Genomic DNA, 19545 nt, shown 5'->3' on the forward strand with positions numbered 1-19545 from the left:
AGGAGACGCATGAGGAAGCACATCGCCGCCGCCGGGGTGGCGGCCCTGGCCGTGACCGCGCTGGCGGGCTGCAGCACGTCGGGCGGGGACGACGAGGCCGCCGGGACCGACGGCGGGACGACGACGCTCACCGTGTTCGCGGCGGCGTCGCTCAAGGGCTCGTTCGAGGACCTCGCCCAGCAGTTCGAGGCCGCGCACGACGGCGTGGACGTGCAGCTCAGCTTCGCCGGGTCGTCCGACCTGGTGGCGCAGATCCAGCAGGGTGCGCCGGCCGACGTGTTCGCCTCGGCCGACACGGCCAACATGGACAAGCTGACGGCCGACGACCTGGTGGGCGAGCCGCAGGACTTCGCGACCAACACGCTCGAGATCGCCGTCCCGCCGGGCAACCCGGCCGGCGTCGAGACGCTCCAGGACCTCGCGGACCCGGACGTCGCCCTCGTGACCTGCGCGCCCGAGGTGCCGTGCGGGGCCGCGTCCGCCAAGGTCGCCGACGCCGCGGGCCTCGACCTGAAGCCCGTGAGCGAGGAGCAGAGCGTCACCGACGTGCTCGGCAAGGTGATCGCGGGCGAGGCGGACGCCGGGCTCGTGTACGTCACCGACGTCGCCGCCGCGGGCGACGACGTCGAGGGGGTCGAGTTCCCCGAGGCGTCCGAGGCGGTCAACACCTACCCGATCGCGCCCGTCGCCGACGCGAAGCAGGCGGACCTCGCCCAGCAGTTCGTCGACCTCGTGCTCTCCGACGACGGGCAGCAGACGCTGGCCGGGTTCGGCTTCGCGGCGCCGTGACCCCGTCGCTCCCGTGACCTGCCCATGACCACGACCCGTACCGACGACCGCCTCCGCCCCAGCCCGGAGGCGGCCGTCGGCCTGCCGCGGTGGGCCTTCGTGCCCGCCGCGCTGGGCGGGCTGTTCGTGGTGCTGCCGCTGGTCGCGATGGCCACGCGGGTCGACTGGTCCAGCTACTGGTCGCTGATCACCAGCGAGTCGGCGCGCGCGGCGCTGGTGCTGAGCCTGCAGACGTCGGCCGCCAGCACCGTGGCGTGCCTGGTCCTCGGGATCCCGATGGCGCTGGTGCTCGCCCGCTGCCGCTTCCCCGGGATCGACCTGCTGCGCTCCCTGGTGATGGTGCCGCTGGTGCTGCCGCCCGTGGTGGGCGGCATCGCGCTGCTGTACACGTTCGGGCGGCGCGGCCTGCTCGGGGAGACGCTGGAGGTCGCGGGCCTGCAGGTCGCGTTCTCCACGACGGCGGTGGTGCTCGCGCAGACGTTCGTCGCGCTGCCGTTCCTCGTCATGAGCCTGGAGGGCGCGCTGCGCACCGCGGGCGCCCGCTACGAGGTGGTCGCGGCGTCCCTCGGCGCCCGCCCCACCACCGTGCTGCGTCGTGTCACCCTGCCGCTGGTGTGGCCGGGGCTGCTGGCGGGGGCCGTGCTGTCGTTCGCCCGCGCCCTCGGCGAGTTCGGCGCGACGATCACGTTCGCCGGCAGCCTGCAGGGCGTCACGCGCACCCTGCCGCTGGAGATCTACCTGCAGCGCGAGTCCGACCCCGACGCCGCGGTGGCCCTGTCCCTGCTGCTCGTGGTGGTCGCCGTGCTCGTCATCGCCGTCACCCGGCGGGACCGGGGCGTCCTGTGACCCTCACCCTCGCCGCCACGCTGCCCGCCCGCGGGTTCGACGTCGAGCTCGACGTCGCCGAGGGGCGCACCCTCGCGCTGCTCGGCCCGAACGGCGCCGGCAAGTCCACCGCGCTCGGTCTCGCGGCCGGGACGCTGCGCCCGCACGACGGGCACGTCACCCTCGACGGCCGGACGCTGGTCCGCGCGGAGGCCGGCCGTACCCGCACCTGGGTGCCCCCGCACGCCCGGCAGGTCGCGCTCCTCGCGCAGGAGGCCCTGCTGTTCCCGCACCTGTCCGTCCGGCAGAACGTCGCCTTCGGCCCGCGCTCCCAGGGCGTGCAGCGGCGGGACGCGGACGACGCCGCCCTGCGCTGGCTGGAGCAGATCGGGCTCGCGCACCTCGCCGACCGTCCGCCCGCGACCCTGTCCGGCGGGCAGGCGCAGCGGGTCGCCGTCGCCCGCGCGCTCGCCGCCGAGCCCCGGCTGCTGCTGCTCGACGAGCCCATGGCCGCCCTCGACGTCGACGTCACGCCCGCGCTGCGCCAGGCGCTCAAGCGGCTCCTCGCCGACCAGACCGCGATCATCACGACCCACGACGTCCTCGACGCCCTGCTCCTGGCCGACGAGGTCGCCGTCGTCGAGGGCGGGCGCGTCGTCGAGCGGGGCCCGACGGCGCAGGTGCTGGCCCGCCCGCGCAGCGCGTTCGCGGCACGCATCGCCGGGCTCAACCTGCTCACCGGCTCGTGGACCGGCGACGGCGTCCGCACGCCCGCCGGAGAGGTGGTGCACGGCCACGCGCCGGGCGACGGCCTGGCCGGCGGCGCACCCATGACCGCCGTCTTCCGCCCCGCCGCCGTCTCCGTCTACCTCGACGAACGGCACGGCTCCCCCCGCAACACCTTCCGCGGCACGGTGACCTCGCTGGAGCCGCGCGGCGACCTCGTGCGCGTGCGCACCGACCACCTCGCCGCCGACGTCACGCCGCAGGCCGCCGCCGAGCTCGCGCTCGCGCCGGGCACGCCCGTGTGGCTGTCCGTCAAGGCGGCAGAGGTGGACGTCTACCTGGCGTGACGCCTCGCGGAGACGAGGATCCAGGTCTCCTCCTCCTCGGACGTGACCGCGACCGTCACGTCCCGGCCCACGTTCGTGGCGACGAGGTCCGGTTCGCCATCGTGCGGCCCGAGATCGAGAACCCGGGCATCAGCACCAGCCCGCACACGAAGCCACGCTGCGTCGTGAGTACCGGTCGCGCTGACGCTGAGGAGGAACTCGCCCGTCGACGACACCAGGCCGGTCGAGGCGACGACCCGAGTCCACGCGGTCTCGACAGCCGACGGATCGGGGTCGTCGTCGGCGATGCGGACGGTCGGGACCGCTGAGGCTGATGAGAATTCCCGCCAGACGTCACGCACCTCGTCGACGGTGCCCTCCGTCCCGAGAACCTCGAAGCCCGCACGTCGAACGATCTCGTCGGGGGCGGTCATGACGTCGGTCCTTCCTGCGCGCGGCCCGGTGGTCAGGAGGGCGACCCGGGCGTCGTGCCGTAGAAGGGGCGGACGACCCGACCGAGCTTGCGCTGGATCGTGCGCAGGAGCCGGATCGTATCGTCGTCGTCCATGCCGGTCGTGGTGCGCCAGTCCGTCCCGGAGCCGACGAGGTCGCTGGCGAAGACGATCTCCACGGCGAGGAGGACTCGCGCCCAGTCCGCCGCCTCGAGAGGGACGTCCTGCTTCAGCTCCGCACCGAGCGCGGCGCACCGCTGCACCAGCGTGCGGCCATCGGCGAACCCCATCCCTTGCGCGAGGAGGTCGCTGGCGTGAGCAGGACCGCCCCACTCGACCAACGCTCGCGACAGGAGCGCGATCTCGTGCGGGTCGAGCAGGCTGCTCGGGCGCTCGTCGTGCAGAGCCGTCATGTGAGGTTGTTCTCCCAGTAGTCGTCTATAGAGGTCGGATCGCGCCGGAACACGGTACCCACGTCCTCGTGCATCGGGTCGTGGATGACGATCGTCGAGCCGTCCTTGCCCTGGTACGCCCGGCGGAGCCGAGACAGGTCCTTCGCTCGTGCAGGGTCCGACATGACGCTCGACGTGTGACGGGTGAGGTCGTCGACCGACATGCCGGGGAAGTCGCCGGCGTGCTTCGACCCAGCGTGCCCTGCCGCGATGTCCGCAGCGTCCGCGATCCGGTCGGCCTCGGGGATACCGCCGTGCCCGGCGGCGTTGTGGACCAGGACGGGCAGGTCGCCGGCCAGGACGTAGTAGTTGTGGTGGGTCTCGACGTGGACGTTGTAGACGGTGACCGGGTCGGCGGGGTCGCGGTGCTCGATGTCGATCCGGTCCAGGGTGACCGTCCCGTCAGGCGTCACCAGGATGTCGCCGGGCTGCAGGTCGCGGACGAGGATCCAGCCCATGTTGGCGACCATGAACGGGTGCTCGTCCGTGGTCGTGACGGTGTGCCCGGCGATGGTCAGGTGGAACAGCGTGGTGGTGGTGCGGACGAAGGTCTCCATGACGAGCTGCAGCTCGTCGGCCCCGGTGGCCAGGTCGTGGGCGTAGACCTTGTCCCCGGCCCGGATCTCTTCGATGGGCTTGTCGCCGTCGACGGTGCGGACCAGGGTGCCGGCGGTGAAGCAGGTGCCGAACCCGACCTTGCACCACGCCTTCTTCGCCCCCGACTTCAGCCCGGACTTCATGCCCTGCTTGAACGCGGCCTTCGACAAGCCCGTGGCGGCCTTCGCCGCACCACCCAGCCCGATCACCGACAGGGCCGCGCCGGCGATCGCGATGCCCGCCTCCGCCCACGAGCGTTCCCCCGTGGCCGCGAGCGTGATGTTCGCCAGCGCGGACACGATGGCCGCGACCGCGGCGACCACGATCAACACCCCCGCCAGCGCCGTCCCGACCACGGGGATGAACGCGACCACGATCGCGAGCAACCCGGCGATCGTGGAGATCATGTCCGCGATGTCCGCGATCGCGGCCACGACCTTCGAGCCCCAGTCGTCCCACCACGAGTCGTTCAGGTCATCACCGGAGGTGATGTCCTCGATCCGGGACACCGCATCGCTGGCGGCCCGGTCCCGGTCGGCGACCGACCCCTCGATGTCCGAGCGGGCCGCCGCGGCCTGACCGTTCGCGTCGTCCGCGTTCCCGCCCGCGGCATCCGCCTGCTGCTGGTACTCCCGCTTCTCCTCCACGTCCGTGGCCTGGTCCGCGAGGTCCTGGTACCGGTCCCGCGACCCGGCCGCGGAGTCCGCCGCGTCCCGCGCCGACCTGGCCTTCTCCAACGCCGCCAGCGTCTCGGCCTGCACCCGGTCCAACGTCCGCGCGTAGTCCACCAACGCCTCACCCGTGGCCTGGTACCGCGAGTGCGCGCGCCGGATCTCCGAGACCGTGTCTTCCTTGGTCTCCATCAACGCGTCCACCGCCTGGGAGACCGTGCCCGCCACGTCCAACCGCGACATCGCGCCCGCCGCGTCGTCGATCGACCCCGCGACCTCCAGATAGTCCTGACCGCCCGCCAGCACCAGCACCGGATCCCCCGGCGTCGGGTCCGAGTCCAGACCCACCGGCGACCAGTCCGACGGCCTCACGCTCTCGCCTCGACCTTGTGCACGATCACGTCCAGGTCCCCCCGCAGGTCAGCCACCGGTTCTCACCCTCTGTCGCCACGAAGAGAGTAACGAGAGGGGCCCCTGATGCACCACGGGGAGAACTGCCCGTCGCCGCTGGTCGGCGACTACGCGAGGGGCGCGAGCTCCAGCCGGTAGCCGCGCTTGACGACGGTCCTGACCAGGTCACGACGGCCCGTGGCCTCGCGCAGGCGTGCGACGGCGACCTCGACGGCGTGCGGGTCGCGGGACGTGCCGGGCAGCACGTCGAGCACGCGCTCGCGCGGCACGACGTCCCCGCCCGCGGACGCGAGCAGCCGCAGCACCTCGACGCCCGTCGGCGACAGCGGCAGCACCTGCTGGTCCAGGACGGCGACGCGGGCCCGGATGACGAGCGGCCCCGCGACGGTGGCCAGCGCCACGGACTCCAGGTGCTCGTAGTGCCCGACGATCGTGCGCACCAGGGCGCCGAGCCGGCCGCGCTCGGGCTGGAGGGTGGGGACGCCCCGCGCCTCCAGGGGCCGCGCCGTCACCGGCCCGACGGCGGCCGCCACCATCGACCCGTCTACGAAGCGGGCCACGACGTCGTCGCGCAGGTCCTGCGCCTCGACCGCGCGCAGCCACGCCTCGGCGCCGGGCGCGGACGTGAACGCGACCGCGTCGATCTCCCCCGCCGCCGCGGCGCGCACCGACGCCTCGACGGCGGCCAGGTCGGGCGGCGGGCCCCAGCGGTACACGACCAGCGCGGACACCCGCGCACCCGCCTTCTCGAACACGACGTCCAGCCCGTCGGCGCCCGCGCCGTGGTGCTGGATCGCGACGTGCAGGCCGCCCACGCCCTCGCTGAGCAGTACCTCGGCGACCTCGGCCGACGTCTCGGACTCCGCGACCCAGTCGGCCTGCAGCCCCGCCGCCTGGATGGCGCCCCGCGCCTTCGGCCCGCGCGCGACGAGCCGCGAGCGGCCGAGGACGGCGAGGAGGTCGTCGGCCAGCCCGTGGGCGTCGGCCGCCTCGATCCAGGCGCGGAAGCCGACGCCGGTGGTCGCGACCACGACGTCGGGCGGGTCGGCGACGAGCGCGCGGGTGGCGGCGATCAGCGCGTCGTCGTCCACGTGCGGGATCATGCTCAGCGCGGGCGCGTGCCGGACGGCGGCCCCGCGGCGCTCCAGCGCGGCGGCCAGCTCCCCCGACCGGCGGTCGGCGGTGACCAGCACGGTGCAGCCGGCCATCACCTGGCCCAGCGCGGGCCTGGGCTGATGCGGCGCGGCGGCCTCAGCCACCTGCCCGTCCTGCGGCCTCTCCTGCGTCACCCATGACCTCCAGCAGCTGCTCGTCCGCCACGTCGCCGATCACGACCACGGCCGGGGCGCGGACCCCGACCTCCTCGGCGCGCTTGGCGGCGAGGTCGAGGGCGGCCCGCGTGACCCGCTGGTCGGGCAGCGAACCTCGCTCCACGATAGCGACGGGCGTGCCCGGCTCGGCACCCGCGTCCAGCAGCCGGGCGACGATCGCGGGCAGAGCGGCCACCCCCATCAGGACGACGAGCGTCGCCGCGCGGGACGTCACGCAGGCCACCGACACGTCGTCGAGCACCGCATCGCCGGCCAGGGCTCCGTCGCGCGTGTGACCGGTGACGACGTGGAACGCCGTCGTCGTGCCCCGGTGCGTGAGCGGCACCCCGGCCAGGGCGGGCGCCGCGAGCGCGGACGACACCCCGGGCACCACCTCGACCGGCACCCCGGCGGCCCGGCAGGCCGCGACCTCCTCGCCGCCCCGCCCGAAGACGAACGGGTCGCCGCCCTTGAGCCGCACCACGCGCTGCCCCGCGAGCGCCCGCGCGACGAGCAGCGCGTCGATCTCCGGCTGCGGCAGCGTGTGCCGGCCGGGGGTCTTGCCGACGTCGACGACCTCGACGCGGGTATCCAGGTCGTCGAGCACCTCCCGCGGCACCAGCCGGTCGGTGACCACGACGTCGGCCGTGGCCAGCGCGCGCCACGCGCGGTAGGTGAGCAGGTCCGCGGCGCCCGGACCGGCACCGACGAGGGTGACGCGCCCGGTGGCGGGGCGGTCCGTCGTCATCCGATCCCCACGTGCACGACGCCGCCGGTGACGACCACCGGGTACGACGCGAGGTCGGCCGCCAGCCCGGTCCGCGGCTCCTTGCCCGCCGCGTCGAGGCAGCGCCCGGTGTGCAGCTCGAAGACCTGCTTGTACACCGGCGACGCCACCGTGGGCGTGCCGCCGCGCGTGCCGACGATGCCGCGCGCCATGACGTGCGCGCCCGAGTAGGGGTCGAGCTGCTGCACGGCGCACACCGTGCCGTCGAGCAGGCGGAACAGCGCGACCTGCAGCTCCTCGCCGTCGGAGCCGGTGACCAGGGCGGCGGCCCCCCGCTCGGGGGCCAGCGCGGCCAGCGGGCAGACGGCGGTCCAGCCGGGGCCGTCGACGACGGACGGCGGGCCGGGAACCACGGCCGGGACGGGGGTCAGGGCGGTCATGCGCGCACCTCCAGGGTGGGGCCGGCGACGAGGACGGGGCTGCTGAGGGCGGGGACGAGGCCGGGGTCGGCGAGTCCGGAGCGGACCTCGTCCGCGGTGGCGGGCCGCTTCTGCCCGCGCTCGGGCACGTACGCGAGCGCCGGGTCCGGCGTCGTCGGCGCGTTGACGAACGAGCCGAAGCGCGCCAGCTTCTCCGGGTCCTCCAGCACGGCCCGCCACTCGTCCTCGTACCCCTCGACGTGCCGCGCCATCGCGGCGTCGAGGTCCGCCCCGATGCCGAGGGAGTCCTCCACCACGACCCGCCGGATCGCCTCGAGGCCGCCCTCGTACTCCTCCACCCAGGGGGCGGTGCGCTGCAGCCGGTCGGCCGTGCGGACGTACAGCATGAGGAAGCGGTCGATGGTGCGGACGAGCTCGTCGGAGGTCAGGTCCTCGGCGAGGAGCTGCGCGTGCCGCGGCGTCTGCCCGCCGTTGCCGCCCACGTAGACGTTCCACCCCTTCTCGGTGGCGATGACGCCGACGTCCTTGCCCCGCGCCTCGGCGCACTCGCGGGCGCAGCCGGAGACGCCCAGCTTGAGCTTGTGCGGCGAGCGCAGGCCGCGGTAGCGCAGCTCCAGCTCGACGGCCATGCCCACCGAGTCCTGCACGCCGTACCGGCACCACGTGGACCCGACGCAGGACTTCACCGTGCGCAGCGACTTGCCGTACGCGTGCCCGGACTCGAACCCCGCGTCCACGAGCCGCCGCCAGATCTCCGGGAGCTGGTCCGCGCGGGCGCCGAACATGTCGATCCGCTGGCCGCCGGTGATCTTCGTGTAGAGGCCGAAGTCCTTCGCCACCTGCCCGACGACGATGAGCCCCTCGGGGGTCACCTCGCCGCCCGGCATCCGCGGGACCACGGAGTAGCTCCCGTCCTTCTGGAGGTTGGCGAGCAGGTGGTCGTTGGTGTCCTGCAGGGCGGCCTGCTCGCCCGCGAGGATGTGCCCGTTGCCGAGGCTCGCGAGGACCGACGCGACGGTGGGCCGGCAGATGTCGCAGCCGCGGCCGGCGTCCGTCGCGCCGTCGGGCACGCGGCCGAAGCGGGCGACGACCTCGCTGAACGTGTGCAGGTCGGCCACGCGCACGGCGTCGAAGAGCTGGGCGCGGGAGAGGTCGAAGTGCTCGCACAGCGCGTTGCTGACCGCGACGCCGGCCTTCGCGAGCTCGGTCCTGGTGAGCTTGGTGACCAGGGGCAGGCAGGCCCCGCACGTCGTGCCGGCCCGGGTGCACGCCTTGACGCCCGCGACGTCGGTGCACGCGTGGTCGGTGACCGCGCCGCGGATCGTGCCCGCGGAGACGCTGTTGCAGGAGCAGACGTTCGCGTCGTCGGGAAGCTCGAGGGCGGGGGCCCCGCCGCCCTCGGGCAGCAGGAACGCGCTCGGGTCGCCGGGGAGCTCGGCGCCCAGCATCGGCCGCAGCGAGGCGTAGGGCGTGGCGTCGCCGACGAAGACGCCGCCCAGCAGGGTACGCGCGTCGTCGGCCATGACGAGCTTGCTGTAGACGCCCCGCAGCGGGTCGGCCCAGACGATCTCCACGGACTTCTCCGTGCGGCCGTGCGCGTCGCCGAAGCTCGCGACGTCGACGCCCGAGAGCTTGAGCTTCGTGGCCGTGTCCGCGCCGGGGAACGTGGCCTCGCCGCCCAGCAGCCGGTCCGCCACGACCTCCGCCATCGTGTTGCCGGGCGCCACCAGGCCGAGGCAGCGGCCCTCGATGCACGCGACCTCGCCGATCGCCCACACGTGCTCGTCCGCCGTGCGGCAGGCCAGGTCGACGGCGGCGCCGCCGCGCGGCCCGACCTCCAGCCCGGCGGCGCGGGCGAGCTCGTCGCGCGGCCGCACGCCCGTGGCCATGACGAGCACGTCGACGTCGAGGCGGCCGCCGTCCGCGAACTCCATCCGGCCCACGTGCCCGGTGCGCCGGTGCGGGCGGATCGCCGTCGTCGCCGTGTCCGTGCGGACGGAGATGCCCTTGTCGTTGATGAGCCGCTTGAGCGCGTGGCCGCCGCCCAGGTCGATCTGCACGTCCATGAGGTGCGTGCCGAACTGGATCACCGTGGCCTGCGCGCCGAGCGCCCTGAGCGCGCCCGCGGCCTCCAGGCCCAGCAGGCCGCCGCCGACCACCGCGCCGCGCACCGGGCGCTCGACCACCCCGCCGCGCGTCTCGACGCGGCCGGCCTCCCGCTTGGCCTCGACCCACCCGCGCAGGGCGGCGACGTCGTCGATGGTGCGGTACACGAACACGCCGGGCAGGTCGTTGCCGTCGATCGGCGGCATCGCGGCGCTGGAGCCCGTGGCGAGCACGAGCTCGTCGTAGGCGTGCACCCGGCCCAGCCGGTCGGTGACGGTGCGCGCCGCGCGGTCGATCGACGTGACCGCGCAGTCGCGGCGCAGGTCGACCAGGGGGTCGTCCCACAGCGCCGGGTCGCCGAGGGTGAGCTCCTCGGCGTCGCGCACCTCGAAGTAGCGGGTCAGGCCCACGCGGTCGTACGGCGTGCGCGGCTCCTCGGCGAAGACCGTCACCCGCCAGGCGCCGGCGGCGTCCCGGGCCCGCAGCGCCTCGACGAAGCGCTGGGCGACCATGCCGCCGCCGACGACGACGACGTGCCGCCGGGTGCTGCCTGGGGTGGGGGGCTCGCTGCTCATGACCCGACGGTAGAAAGGCGGCGTGTCGCCGCCGTCAGCCCCCGGTTACCTCACGGGAACATCTGCCTCACGCACGACACACGCCCGGCGAGAGGACCGTCCGCCCGGGGGTCAGGCGCCGGGGACGACCTGGAGCGGGCCCTCGTCCGGGGTCGGGACCTCGAAGCCGTCGTGGAAGGCGGCGGCGACCTCCGGCGTCAGGACGACGTCGTGCGGATGTGCGGCGGCGCGGGCGGCCACCCGCGCGAGCGCCACGTCGCGCGGGGTGTCGACGTAGACGACCAGGACGTCGGCACCGTGCGCGCCCCCGAGGGCCCGGTAGTCGTCCCGCGACGCGCGCGACCAGAACGACGAGTCCACGACGACGTCGCGTCCCCGGGCGAGCAGCTCCTCGACGCGGGAGCGCAGCGCGTCCGCCACCCGCCGGGCCGCGTCGTCGGGCAGAGGGTGCACGGCCGGGTGCCCTGCCGCCCACGCGAGCTCGTCGACGGACGCCACCGCGTACCCGGCCGCGCCGTACCGCCGCGCGTGCGTCGACTTGCCCGCCCCGGCGGGCCCGCACAGCAGCACGAGGTGGGCGTTCCCGCGGTCCGGCATGGCCGTGACGCTACCCTCGCTGCCCATGCCCCGGTCACCGTTCGATCCCCGCACGACGACGAGCTCCCTGGTCCGTGCCGGCGGCCGCTGGCTCGGCCGCGTCAACGCGCGGCACCCGTGGAACCACAACGACCACTTCCACGGCTGGGTCCTGCGGCGGCTGCCGCGCCGGCGGCGGCGCGCGCTGGACGTCGGGTGCGGCACCGGCACCCTCGTGCATCGCCTGCGGCGCGCCGGCACCACGGTGGTCGGCCTCGACGCCGACGGCCCGATGGCCGCGGCCACGGCCGCCCGGTTCGCCGGCGACCCGGGGGTCACGACCCGCCACGCCCGGTTCGAGGACGTCCCCGCCGACGGCTCGTTCGACGTCGTGACGATGGTCGCCTCCCTGCACCACATGGACCTCGAGCCCGCGCTGCGGCACGCCGCCGGGGTCCTCGCACCGGGCGGGCGGCTGCTGGTGGTCGGGCTGGCGCGGATCGGCGCGCCGCGCGACCTCGCCGTCGACCTGGTCTCGTCGTTCGCCAACCCCGTGGTCGGCATGGTCAGGCACCCGCGGCGGGCCGACGTCACGCCCGGCGCCGACGGCCGGCCCGTCGTGCCCGTGCGCGACGCGCGCGAGACGTACGGCGAGGTCCGCGAGACCGCGCGGCGCGTGCTGCCCGGCGCGCGGTTCCGGCGGCGCCTGTTCTTCCGCTACACGCTGGAGTGGACCTCCCCCGCCACCTGACGCGCGGCGACCAGCCAGTCCACCAGCCCGCACACGGCGTCGCGACAGCTGCCGCACCCGGTCGTCGCGCGGGTCGCGCGCACGACGTCGTCCGCGGTCGTGTCGCCCTCCGCGACGCACGCCGCGACGTCGTGCTTGGTGACGCCGTTGCACCGGCAGACGGTCGCGTCGTCGGGCATGTGCTCGGGGCTGGACGCCGGCGCCACGGCGGGCGCGACGGGCGTGAGCAGCAGGAACGCGGGGTCCGCGGGCACCGGCGTGCGGCGGGTGTAGGCGGCGGTGAGGTCGGCGGCCACGCGCGCGTCGCCGACGCACGTGGCGCCGACGAGCACCCCGCCGGCCACGACGGCCTCGACGTAGCGCCCCGCGGCCGGGTCGCCGAGCCGCACCACCCGCTCCCCCGGCGCGGTGGCCCGCCCGGAGCCGCAGCGGCCCATCGCGACCACGCTCAGCGGGCCCGCCTTCACCTTGACGACGTCGGTGCCGCGCGTGTCGACGGCGGCCGGGCCTGCCGCCGCACCCGGCGCGCGGGAGGAGAGCAGCGTGCCCAGCCGCACCGCCATCGACGGCCCCGCGCCGTCCGACGGCAGGCGCAGGTGCTCCCGCGCCTCGGCCGCCGCGGGGGCGGGGCGCGGCTCGGCCGCGACGGCCACCAGCGCCTCGGCCAGCCGGCGGGCCTGGTCCCAGCCCTCGGCGACGAGCCCGCGGGAGCCCTCGGGCGGCTGCGCGCAGTCGCCGACCGCGAACACGCGCGGGTCGGTGACGCTCGCCAGGTCCGGCCCGACGACGACGCCCCGGTCGACGGCGAGACCGGCCCGCCGCGCGAGGGTCGTCTCCGGCGCTGTGCCGCACGCGAGGACCACCAGCCCGGCGCCGAGCGTCTCCCCCGGGTCCCGGACCGCATCCCGGACCGCACCGGCCAGCCGCACCCCGACGGCGCGCCCGCCCACGACCAGCACCTCGCGGGGCCGCACGCCGGTACGCACCACCACCCCCGCCGCCTCGAGCGCGGCCCGCAGCACGGCGCCGGCCTCGTCGTCGAGCTGTCGGTCCATCGGGGCGCCCGCACCGTGCACGAGCGTGGTCGACAGGCCGCGGCCGGCCAGCCCGAGTGCCACCTCCACGCCCAGCACCCCGCCGCCCACCACCACCGCGCGCGGCGCGTTCACCGTGGCGGCGACGATCTCGCGGGCGTCGTCGAGCGTGCGCAGCGCGTGCACGCCGGCGGGCAGCGCGCCGGGGTCGGTGCCCAGCCCGGGCACGTCGGGCAGGCGGGCGGCGGCGCCCGTGGCGAGCACCAGGTCGTCGTAGGGGTGGCGGCCGCCGTCGTCGGCGAGCACCACGCGCGCGTCCCGGTCGACGGCGACGGCCGCCGTGCCGCGCCGGACGAGCGCGCGCCCGTCGTCGGCCGCCGGCAGGGAGATCGCGGCCACGTCCGTGCGGCCCGCGACCACGTCGGACAGCAGCACCCGGTTGTACGGCTCGTAGGGCTCCGCGCCGAGGACGGTGACGTCGAGGGCGCCGTCCGCGTCGCGCCGGGCGAGCTCGTCGGCCAGCCGCGCGCCGACCATCCCGTGCCCCACGACGACCACGCGGCGCGGCACGCGCAAGGGTTCCTGGCTCATGCGGGCACCACCACCTCGGCGACGTCTCGGGCGTCGACCGCCGTCACGGACACCGCACAGACCTTGAACTCGGGCATGGCGGAGACCGGGTCGACGGCGTCGGTCGTGAGGCGGTTGACGCTGTGGGCGCCGCCCCAGTGGAACGGCACGAAGACGGTGTCGGGGCGGACGGCGTCGGTCCAGCGCGCGATGAGTTCGACGGTGCCGCGCGACGACGCGAGCCGCACCAGCGCTCCGTCCCCGACGCCGACCCGCGTGGCGAGCAGCGGGTGCAGCTCGGCGTACGGCTCGGGCACCAGCCGCTCCAGCTCGGGCACGCGGTGGGTCTGCGCGCCGGACTGGTAGTGCTGCAGCACGCGCCCGGTGACGAGGTAGGTCGGCGCGTCCGGGCGGACGTCGTCGACGGGGCCGGCGTGGTCCACCGCCACCATCCGTGCCCGCCCGTCCGGCGTCGCGAACGCGTCGAGGAACACGCGCGGCGTCCCGGGGTGCTCCCCCCGCGCGCCGGCGACGGGGGCGGCGGGGCAGGGCCAGTACAGCCCGGCGCCGCCGGCGGCCTCGTGCGCGTCGAGGCGGGCGTGGCTGAGGCCGGAGTAGTCGGCGACGCCGCCCGCGGACGCGCGCGCCAGCTCGTCGAAGACCGCGTCGGGCGCGGTGGGGAACGCCACTCCCGAGCCGAGCCGGCGGGCCAGCTCGGCCAGGATCCACAGCTCGGAGCGGGCCTCGCCCGGCGGGTCGACGGCGCGCCGGCGGCGGATGACGCGGCCCTCGAGGTTCGTCATCGTGCCCTCCTCCTCGGCCCACTGGGTGGTGGGCAGCACGACGTCGGCCAGCAGCGCCGTCTCGGACGGCACGACGTCGCACACCACCAGCAGGTCGAGGGCGGCCAGCCGCTCGCGGACCCGGTCGACGTCGGGCGCGGACACGACGACGTTCGACCCGTGCACGAGCAGGGCGCGCGGACCGCCCGGGGTGCCGAGCGACGCGAGCAGCGCGACGGCGGGACGGCCGGGCCCGGGCAGCGTGCCGGGGTCGACGCCCCACACGCCCGCGACGTGCGCGCGGGCCGCCGGGTCGTCGATCCTGCGGTAGCCGGGCAGCTGGTCGCACTTCTGCCCGTGCTCGCGCCCGCCCTGCCCGTTGCCCTGCCCGGTGAGGCAGCCGTACCCCGAGCCCGGCCGCCCGACGAGGCCGAGGGCGAGGGCCAGGTTGATCGCCGCGGTCACGGTGGCCGTGCCCTGCGCGGACTGCTCGACGCCGCGCCCCGTGAGCACGTAGGCGCCCCGCCCGCCGCGCGCCGGCGACGCCGCGGCCAGCAGGCGCGCCACGCGGCGCAGCTCCTCGGCCGGCACGCCGCAGACCGTCTCAGCCCGCTCCGGCCACCAGGCCGCGACCGACCGGGCGACGTCGTCGGCCCCGGTCGTGCGCTCGTCGAGGTAGCCCCGGTCCACGAGTCGCTCGGCGAGCAGGACGTGCAGCAGGGCCAGCAGCACCACCAGGTCCGTGCCGGGCACGGGCTGCAGGTGCACCCCCTCGCCCGGCTCGGCGAGCCGCGCGGTGGCCGAGCGCCGCGGGTCGACGACCACCAGGCCGCCCGCCGCGCGCGCCCCCGCGAGGTGCTGCACGAACGGCGGCATCGTCTCGGCCACGTTGGAGCCGAGCAGCAGGATCGCGTCGGCCCCGGCGAGGTCGGTCACGGGGAACGGCAGGCCGCGGTCGAGGCCGAACGCCCGGTTCCCGGCGGCCGCCGCCGACGACATGCAGAAGCGGCCGTTGTAGTCGATGTGCGGGGTACGCAGCACGGCGCGCGCGAACTTGCCGAGCGTGTACGCCTTCTCGTTGGTCAGGCCCCCGCCGCCGAAGACCGCGACCGCCCCCGGCCCGTCGTCGGCCGCCAGCGCCGCGAGCCGCCCGGCGACGAGGTCGAGCGCGTCGTCCCACGACGCGGGGGCGAGCGCGCCGTCCGCCCCGCGCACCAGGGGCGTCGTGAGCCGGTCCGGCGCGCGCAGCACGGCGGCGGCGGTCCAGCCCTTCTGGCACAGCCCGCCGCCGTTGGTCGGGAACCGGCGCGGCGTCACGGCGACGGGAGACGCCGAGCCCGTCGGGGTGGGCGCGAGGTCCGTGCCGCACTGCAGCGCGCAGTACGGGCAGTGCGTCGCGACCGCCGTCATACCCGCGCCGCCCGCATGGCCGTCCCCCGCCGCGCGTACACGGCCCAGGTCACGACCGCCATCACCGCGTACGCCCCGACGAACACCCACAGCGCCGCGACCAGGGACCCGGTCATCGACGTCGAGACGGCGAAGCCGCGGGGCACGAGGAACCCGCCGAACGCCCCCACGGCCCCGGCGATCCCGATGCAGCCGGCGGCGGCGCGCGCCCTGGCGGTGGCGTCGCGGCCGGCGCCGGCGACACGGAAGGCGGCCGGGATCATCCGGTACACGGACCCGTTGCCCACCCCGGTCGCGACGAACAGCACGAGGAACGACGCGAAGAAGAGGCCGAACCGGTGGCTGCCGAGCGCGGTGATGGCGCCCACGGCGCCGGCGATCATCACGACGTAGCAGCCGACCGTCACGAGGGCCCCGCCCACGCGGTCCGCGAGGATGCCGCCGAGCGGCCGGGCCACGGACCCGACGAGCGCGCCGAGGAACGCCAGCGACACGCTCACCTCCGGGAACTGGCCGGCCAGCAGCGTCGGGAAGGCGCCGGAGAACCCGATGAACGACCCGAACGTCCCGATGTACAGGAACGCGATCACCCAGGTGTGCGGCTCGCGCACGGCCACCACGAAGGAGCGGGGGTCGGCCTTCGCCGCCGACAGGTTGTCCATGAACCGCCAGGCGAGGAATGCCGCCAGCACGACGAACGGCACGAAGACCAGGCCGGCACGCTCGAGCGCGATTCCCGCGCCCGTGACGACGACGAGCGGGACCACGAGCTGCACCACCGCGGTGCCGAGGTTGCCGCCCGCGGCGTTCCAGCCCAGCGCCGCACCCTTCTCCCGCTCGGGGAAGAAGAACGAGATGTTCGCCATCGACGACGCGAAGTTGCCGCCGCCGAGGCCCGCGAGCGCCGCGACGGCCACGAGCGTGCCGAACGACGTCTCCGGCCGCTGCACGACGAACGCGAGCGACAGGGTGGGGATCAGCAGCAGCGACGCCGAGACGACCGTCCAGGTGCGGCCGCCGAACACCGGCACGGCGAGCGTGTACGGGATGCGCAGCGTCGCGCCCACCAGGGCCGGCACGGCGATGAGCCAGAACATCTGGTCGGTGGTGAGGTCGAAGCCGGCGGCGGGCAGCTGCGGCACGACGACCGACCAGAGCGCCCACACGCAGAAGCCGAGGAGCTCCGCGAACACGGACAGCACGAGGTTGCGCCGCGCGACGCGCCGGCCGCCGCCGGCCCAGAACCCCGGGTCCTCCGGGCGCCAGTCGTCGATCCAGCGGCCCGGGCGGGAGTGGGCGCCCGGGGCGGGCGCCGGGGGCGCGCCGGTCGGGGTCGGTGCAGCCGTCGTCGGAGCCACCATCGCGTGTCCTCCTGTGCGCGGGCCCGACGCCGACGCCGGGCGGTCGAGCCCGCCGGGCGGGTGCCGGGCGGACGGGACGAGCCGCCGGCTCGTCGTCGCGCCGGTGCACCCGACGCTAGGCACGGGGTGTTTCGCGGCCGGGCGTCGAGGCGTGAAATGCGCGTGAGCACGAACGCACAGGCCGCGCGGACGGCCTGTGAGCCTCAGTGCACCGGGGTGACCGGCCGGGAGCCGGCCGCGTGGACGCGCGGCACCAGGTCGTCCCCGCCCGCGAGGATGCGTCGCTCGAGGTCGCGCAGCTCGGGCCCGGGTTCCACGCCGAGCTCGTCGACCAGCGTGCGCCGGACCGTCCGGTAGACCGCGAGCGCGTCCGCCTGCCGCCCGCTGCGGCAGAGCGCCGTCATGAGCAGGGCGTGCAGGTGCTCGCGCAGGGGGTGCCGGCGCACCAGGGCCGCGAGGTCCGCGACGGCGGTCTCGTGCCGGCCGCAGTCGAGCTCGGCGGCGTAGAGCTGTTCGCACGCCGCGTCCCGGCGCTCCGTGAGCCGCTCGGCGTCCCCGGCCAGGGGGCACAGGTCCAACCCCTGGTAGGCCTCGCCGCGCCACAGCCGCAGCGCGCCGCGCAGGAGGGGCGCCCGCCGGCACGGGTCCTGGGTGCGCTCGGCCTGCTCCAGGGCGTCGTCGAAGAGCTGTGCGTCCAGCTCGTCCGGCGCCACCCGCAGCACGTAGCCGCCGGGGCCCAGCACCAGCCGCTCGGGCTCGCCCAGGGCGCGGCGCAGGCGGTGCACGGTCAGGTGCAGCCGCTGCGGGTCGGGAGCGTCCGCAGTGTCCCACAGCGCGTCGAGCAGCGTCTCCGCCGGCACCGGGGCGTTGGCGTGCGCGAGCAGCAGCCCCAGGAGGCCGAGGCGCACGGCTCCGGAGACGGGCGCGACGTCGTCCTCGCGCGTCACGCGCACCGGTCCCAGCACCTCGAAGCGCATCGTCTCCCCCTCCTCCCGGCGGGCCGCCCCGGGGCGCCCACTCCCCTCAAGAGGTGATCGGGGCGACGAAAAGTACGCGGCGCCGGCGAGAAAGCCGGAGGGAAGCGCGAGGGAAGAACGAGGAAAGCGGCGGTCGGCACGGTGGGGCGTCGGCCGTCGCACGGCGGCGACCACCACACCACGGAGGGAACCATGAGACACCGCACGAGAACGACGCTGGCCGCCGCGGCGGTCGGCGCGGCGGGCCTCGGCCTGCTGAGCACGACGGCGGCTGCGGCCGCTCCCGCCACGACGCCGGTCACGTCCCCGAGGGCCACGGCCGCCACCTGGCACGACTCGGGCGCCTCCTGGAACGACCCGAACGACAAGGGCGGCATCTCGGTCTACGAGAAGACGTCCAAGTCCTCCACCGGCGAGGACGTGATGGCGCAGTTCATCGCGAACGGGGAGCACCTCACGATCTGGGACCACCACGACAACGACCGCAAGGCGATCGTCAAGCTCTGGGTCGGCACGAGCGGCCCGGCGGTCTTCTACGCCAGGGGCGACGACACGGAGACGAGGTTCAACCTCTCCTACGACGAGGGCCAGACCGTGAAGATCCAGGTCTGCACGTCGACGTCGCCGAACGCCCAGTGCTCGTCCGGCACCCACCGGGGCCGGTCCTGAGGAAGGGATGATCATGCGACTCCGCACCACGACGGCGGCCACGGCCGCCGCGCTCGTCACGGCCGGAGCGGCCCTGCTCGCCCCCGCCGCCACCGCCGCACCCGCGCCGGACCCGGCCGGGCAGGCCACGACGGAACGCTCCACCGCGGCCGCCGGCTGGTCCATGGACACGGACGCCTGGGGGAACGACGGCGACGTCGGCGGCGTCAGCGTCTACGAGCAGGCCATCAAGAACGGGACGTCCCAGTACGTCATGGGCATGTTCGAGGCCAAGGGCGAGCACCTGACGGTCTGGGACCACCACCCCAACGGCCGCAAGGCGATCGTCAAGCTCTGGGTCGGCGGCAGCGGTCCTGCCGTCTTCTACGCCTCGGGCGACGGCACGAAGAAGGAGTTCAACCTGTCCTACGACGAGGGCCAGCGGGTGTACCTGCAGGCCTGCACGTCGACGTCCGTGAACGCCGTCTGCACTCCCCAGCGGGAGAAGGGCGTCTCCTGAGGAGGAACCATGCGACTTCGCACGATGACAGCAGCGGCCGCGGCGCTCTCCGTCGCCGCCGTGGGGATGGTGGGCGGCGCGGCCGGGGCCGCACCCGCCGAGGCGGCCGCGCAGTCCGACTGGGGCTACGACTACTACGCCTGGAACGACCCCGAGGACGCCGGCGGCGTCTCCGTGGCCGAGATGGCGTACAAGACCACCAGCGACGAGTACGTCCACGGCCGGTTCCGCGCCTACGGCGAGGTCCTGTCGATCTGGGACTACCACGACAACGACCGCAGGTCGGTCGTCAGGCTCTGGGTCGGCGGCAGCGGGCCCGCCGTCTTCTACTCGAAGGGCGACAACACCTATCGCGAGGTGAACCTGTCGTACGACGAGGGGCAGACCGTGTACATCCAGACGTGCACGTCCGACGGGTCCGGGGCGGTGTGCACCGAGAAGAAGCGGGTGCCCGGCAAGTCCTGACCGGCGGGTGCTCCGGCGGGTGCCTCGACATGCGCTGCCCCAGG

19 protein-coding genes are annotated in these 19545 nt (G+C 75.5%); 7 read left to right on the forward strand and 12 right to left on the reverse strand.

Going from position 1 to position 19545, the window contains the following annotated elements:
- Positions 1–9: 9 nt before the first annotated feature.
- The 3 genes from modA to ACFU5J_RS16330 are packed head-to-tail and all read left to right on the forward strand — an operon-like array spanning position 10 to position 2687.
- The gene (gene modA, locus ACFU5J_RS16320) at positions 10–789 is read left to right on the forward strand and encodes a molybdate ABC transporter substrate-binding protein (RefSeq protein WP_430579411.1); all 780 of its coding nucleotides are present in this window, start codon (positions 10–12) and stop codon (positions 787–789) included.
- Between the two features lie 24 nt (positions 790–813).
- Positions 814–1635, forward strand: a complete 822-nt coding sequence (locus ACFU5J_RS16325) for an ABC transporter permease (protein ID WP_430579412.1) — start codon at positions 814–816, stop codon at positions 1633–1635.
- Positions 1632–2687, forward strand: a complete 1056-nt coding sequence (locus ACFU5J_RS16330; RefSeq protein WP_430579413.1) for a sulfate/molybdate ABC transporter ATP-binding protein — start codon at positions 1632–1634, stop codon at positions 2685–2687. Before ACFU5J_RS16325 ends, ACFU5J_RS16330 begins: the two co-directional genes overlap by 4 nt.
- Here the strand turns inward: ACFU5J_RS16330 and ACFU5J_RS16335 are convergent.
- The 8 genes from ACFU5J_RS16335 to ACFU5J_RS16370 all read right to left on the reverse strand — a co-directional run bounded on the left by ACFU5J_RS16335 (position 2675) and on the right by ACFU5J_RS16370 (position 11004).
- Positions 2675–3100 (reverse strand): hypothetical protein, encoded by a 426-nt coding sequence (locus tag ACFU5J_RS16335; RefSeq protein WP_430577332.1) that lies wholly within the window; start codon positions 3098–3100, stop codon positions 2675–2677. The genes ACFU5J_RS16330 and ACFU5J_RS16335 overlap by 13 nt on opposite strands.
- A gap of 32 nt (positions 3101–3132) precedes the next feature.
- Complete coding sequence (locus tag ACFU5J_RS16340; protein ID WP_430579414.1) at positions 3133–3531, reverse strand: hypothetical protein; 399 nt, start codon at positions 3529–3531, stop codon at positions 3133–3135.
- On the reverse strand, positions 3528–5210 hold the full coding sequence (locus ACFU5J_RS16345; RefSeq protein WP_430579415.1) for a polymorphic toxin-type HINT domain-containing protein: 1683 nt from the start codon (positions 5208–5210) through the stop codon (positions 3528–3530). Before ACFU5J_RS16345 ends, ACFU5J_RS16340 begins: the two co-directional genes overlap by 4 nt.
- 146 nt (positions 5211–5356) lie before the next feature.
- Positions 5357–6457 (reverse strand): uroporphyrinogen-III synthase, encoded by a 1101-nt coding sequence (locus tag ACFU5J_RS16350; RefSeq protein WP_430579436.1) that lies wholly within the window; start codon positions 6455–6457, stop codon positions 5357–5359.
- Positions 6458–6500: 43 nt separating this feature from the next.
- A complete protein-coding gene (cobA, locus tag ACFU5J_RS16355) occupies positions 6501–7307 on the reverse strand; it encodes a uroporphyrinogen-III C-methyltransferase (protein ID WP_430579416.1) in 807 nt (268 codons plus the stop codon).
- Complete coding sequence (locus tag ACFU5J_RS16360; protein WP_430579417.1) at positions 7304–7726, reverse strand: nitrite reductase (NAD(P)H) small subunit; 423 nt, start codon at positions 7724–7726, stop codon at positions 7304–7306. The genes cobA and ACFU5J_RS16360 overlap by 4 nt, the downstream gene beginning before the upstream one ends.
- A complete protein-coding gene (gene nirB, locus ACFU5J_RS16365) occupies positions 7723–10407 on the reverse strand; it encodes a nitrite reductase large subunit NirB (protein ID WP_430579418.1) in 2685 nt (894 codons plus the stop codon). The genes ACFU5J_RS16360 and nirB overlap by 4 nt, the downstream gene beginning before the upstream one ends.
- A gap of 111 nt (positions 10408–10518) precedes the next feature.
- Complete coding sequence (locus ACFU5J_RS16370) at positions 10519–11004, reverse strand: AAA family ATPase (protein WP_430579419.1); 486 nt, start codon at positions 11002–11004, stop codon at positions 10519–10521.
- 25 nt (positions 11005–11029) lie between these two features.
- Here ACFU5J_RS16370 and ACFU5J_RS16375 point away from each other — a divergent pair, with 25 nt between their 5' ends.
- On the forward strand, positions 11030–11734 hold the full coding sequence (locus tag ACFU5J_RS16375; protein ID WP_430579420.1) for a class I SAM-dependent methyltransferase: 705 nt from the start codon (positions 11030–11032) through the stop codon (positions 11732–11734).
- Here ACFU5J_RS16375 and ACFU5J_RS16380 read toward each other — a convergent pair.
- The 4 genes from ACFU5J_RS16380 to ACFU5J_RS16395 all read right to left on the reverse strand — a co-directional run bounded on the left by ACFU5J_RS16380 (position 11701) and on the right by ACFU5J_RS16395 (position 17868).
- On the reverse strand, positions 11701–13359 hold the full coding sequence (locus tag ACFU5J_RS16380; protein WP_430579421.1) for an FAD-dependent oxidoreductase: 1659 nt from the start codon (positions 13357–13359) through the stop codon (positions 11701–11703). The two genes, ACFU5J_RS16375 and ACFU5J_RS16380, sit on opposite strands and share 34 nt — an antisense overlap.
- The gene (locus ACFU5J_RS16385; RefSeq protein ID WP_430579422.1) at positions 13356–15530 is read right to left on the reverse strand and encodes a molybdopterin oxidoreductase family protein; all 2175 of its coding nucleotides are present in this window, start codon (positions 15528–15530) and stop codon (positions 13356–13358) included. Before ACFU5J_RS16385 ends, ACFU5J_RS16380 begins: the two co-directional genes overlap by 4 nt.
- Entirely contained in the window at positions 15527–16891 is a 1365-nt protein-coding gene (locus tag ACFU5J_RS16390; RefSeq protein WP_430579423.1) for an MFS transporter, read from the reverse strand. The genes ACFU5J_RS16385 and ACFU5J_RS16390 overlap by 4 nt, the downstream gene beginning before the upstream one ends.
- A gap of 203 nt (positions 16892–17094) precedes the next feature.
- Positions 17095–17868, reverse strand: coding sequence for a BTAD domain-containing putative transcriptional regulator (locus ACFU5J_RS16395; RefSeq protein WP_430579424.1), 774 nt, complete (start codon positions 17866–17868; stop codon positions 17095–17097).
- Positions 17869–18060: 192 nt separating this feature from the next.
- Between ACFU5J_RS16395 and ACFU5J_RS16400 the strand changes: the two genes are divergently transcribed.
- Genes ACFU5J_RS16400 through ACFU5J_RS16410 form a run of 3 tightly spaced genes read left to right on the forward strand, consistent with a single transcriptional unit; the run spans position 18061 to position 19501 of the window.
- Positions 18061–18537: a hypothetical protein gene (locus ACFU5J_RS16400; protein ID WP_430579425.1), complete on the forward strand. Its 477-nt coding sequence runs from the start codon at positions 18061–18063 to the stop codon at positions 18535–18537.
- 13 nt (positions 18538–18550) lie between these two features.
- Positions 18551–19036, forward strand: coding sequence for a hypothetical protein (locus tag ACFU5J_RS16405; RefSeq protein WP_430577319.1), 486 nt, complete (start codon positions 18551–18553; stop codon positions 19034–19036).
- 9 nt (positions 19037–19045) lie between these two features.
- Positions 19046–19501, forward strand: a complete 456-nt coding sequence (locus tag ACFU5J_RS16410; protein WP_430579426.1) for a hypothetical protein — start codon at positions 19046–19048, stop codon at positions 19499–19501.
- The last annotated feature ends 44 nt before the right edge of the window (positions 19502–19545 follow it).

It is taken from the genome of Isoptericola sp. NPDC057559 (assembly GCF_042801555.1).
Classification (GTDB): domain Bacteria; phylum Actinomycetota; class Actinomycetes; order Actinomycetales; family Cellulomonadaceae; genus Isoptericola.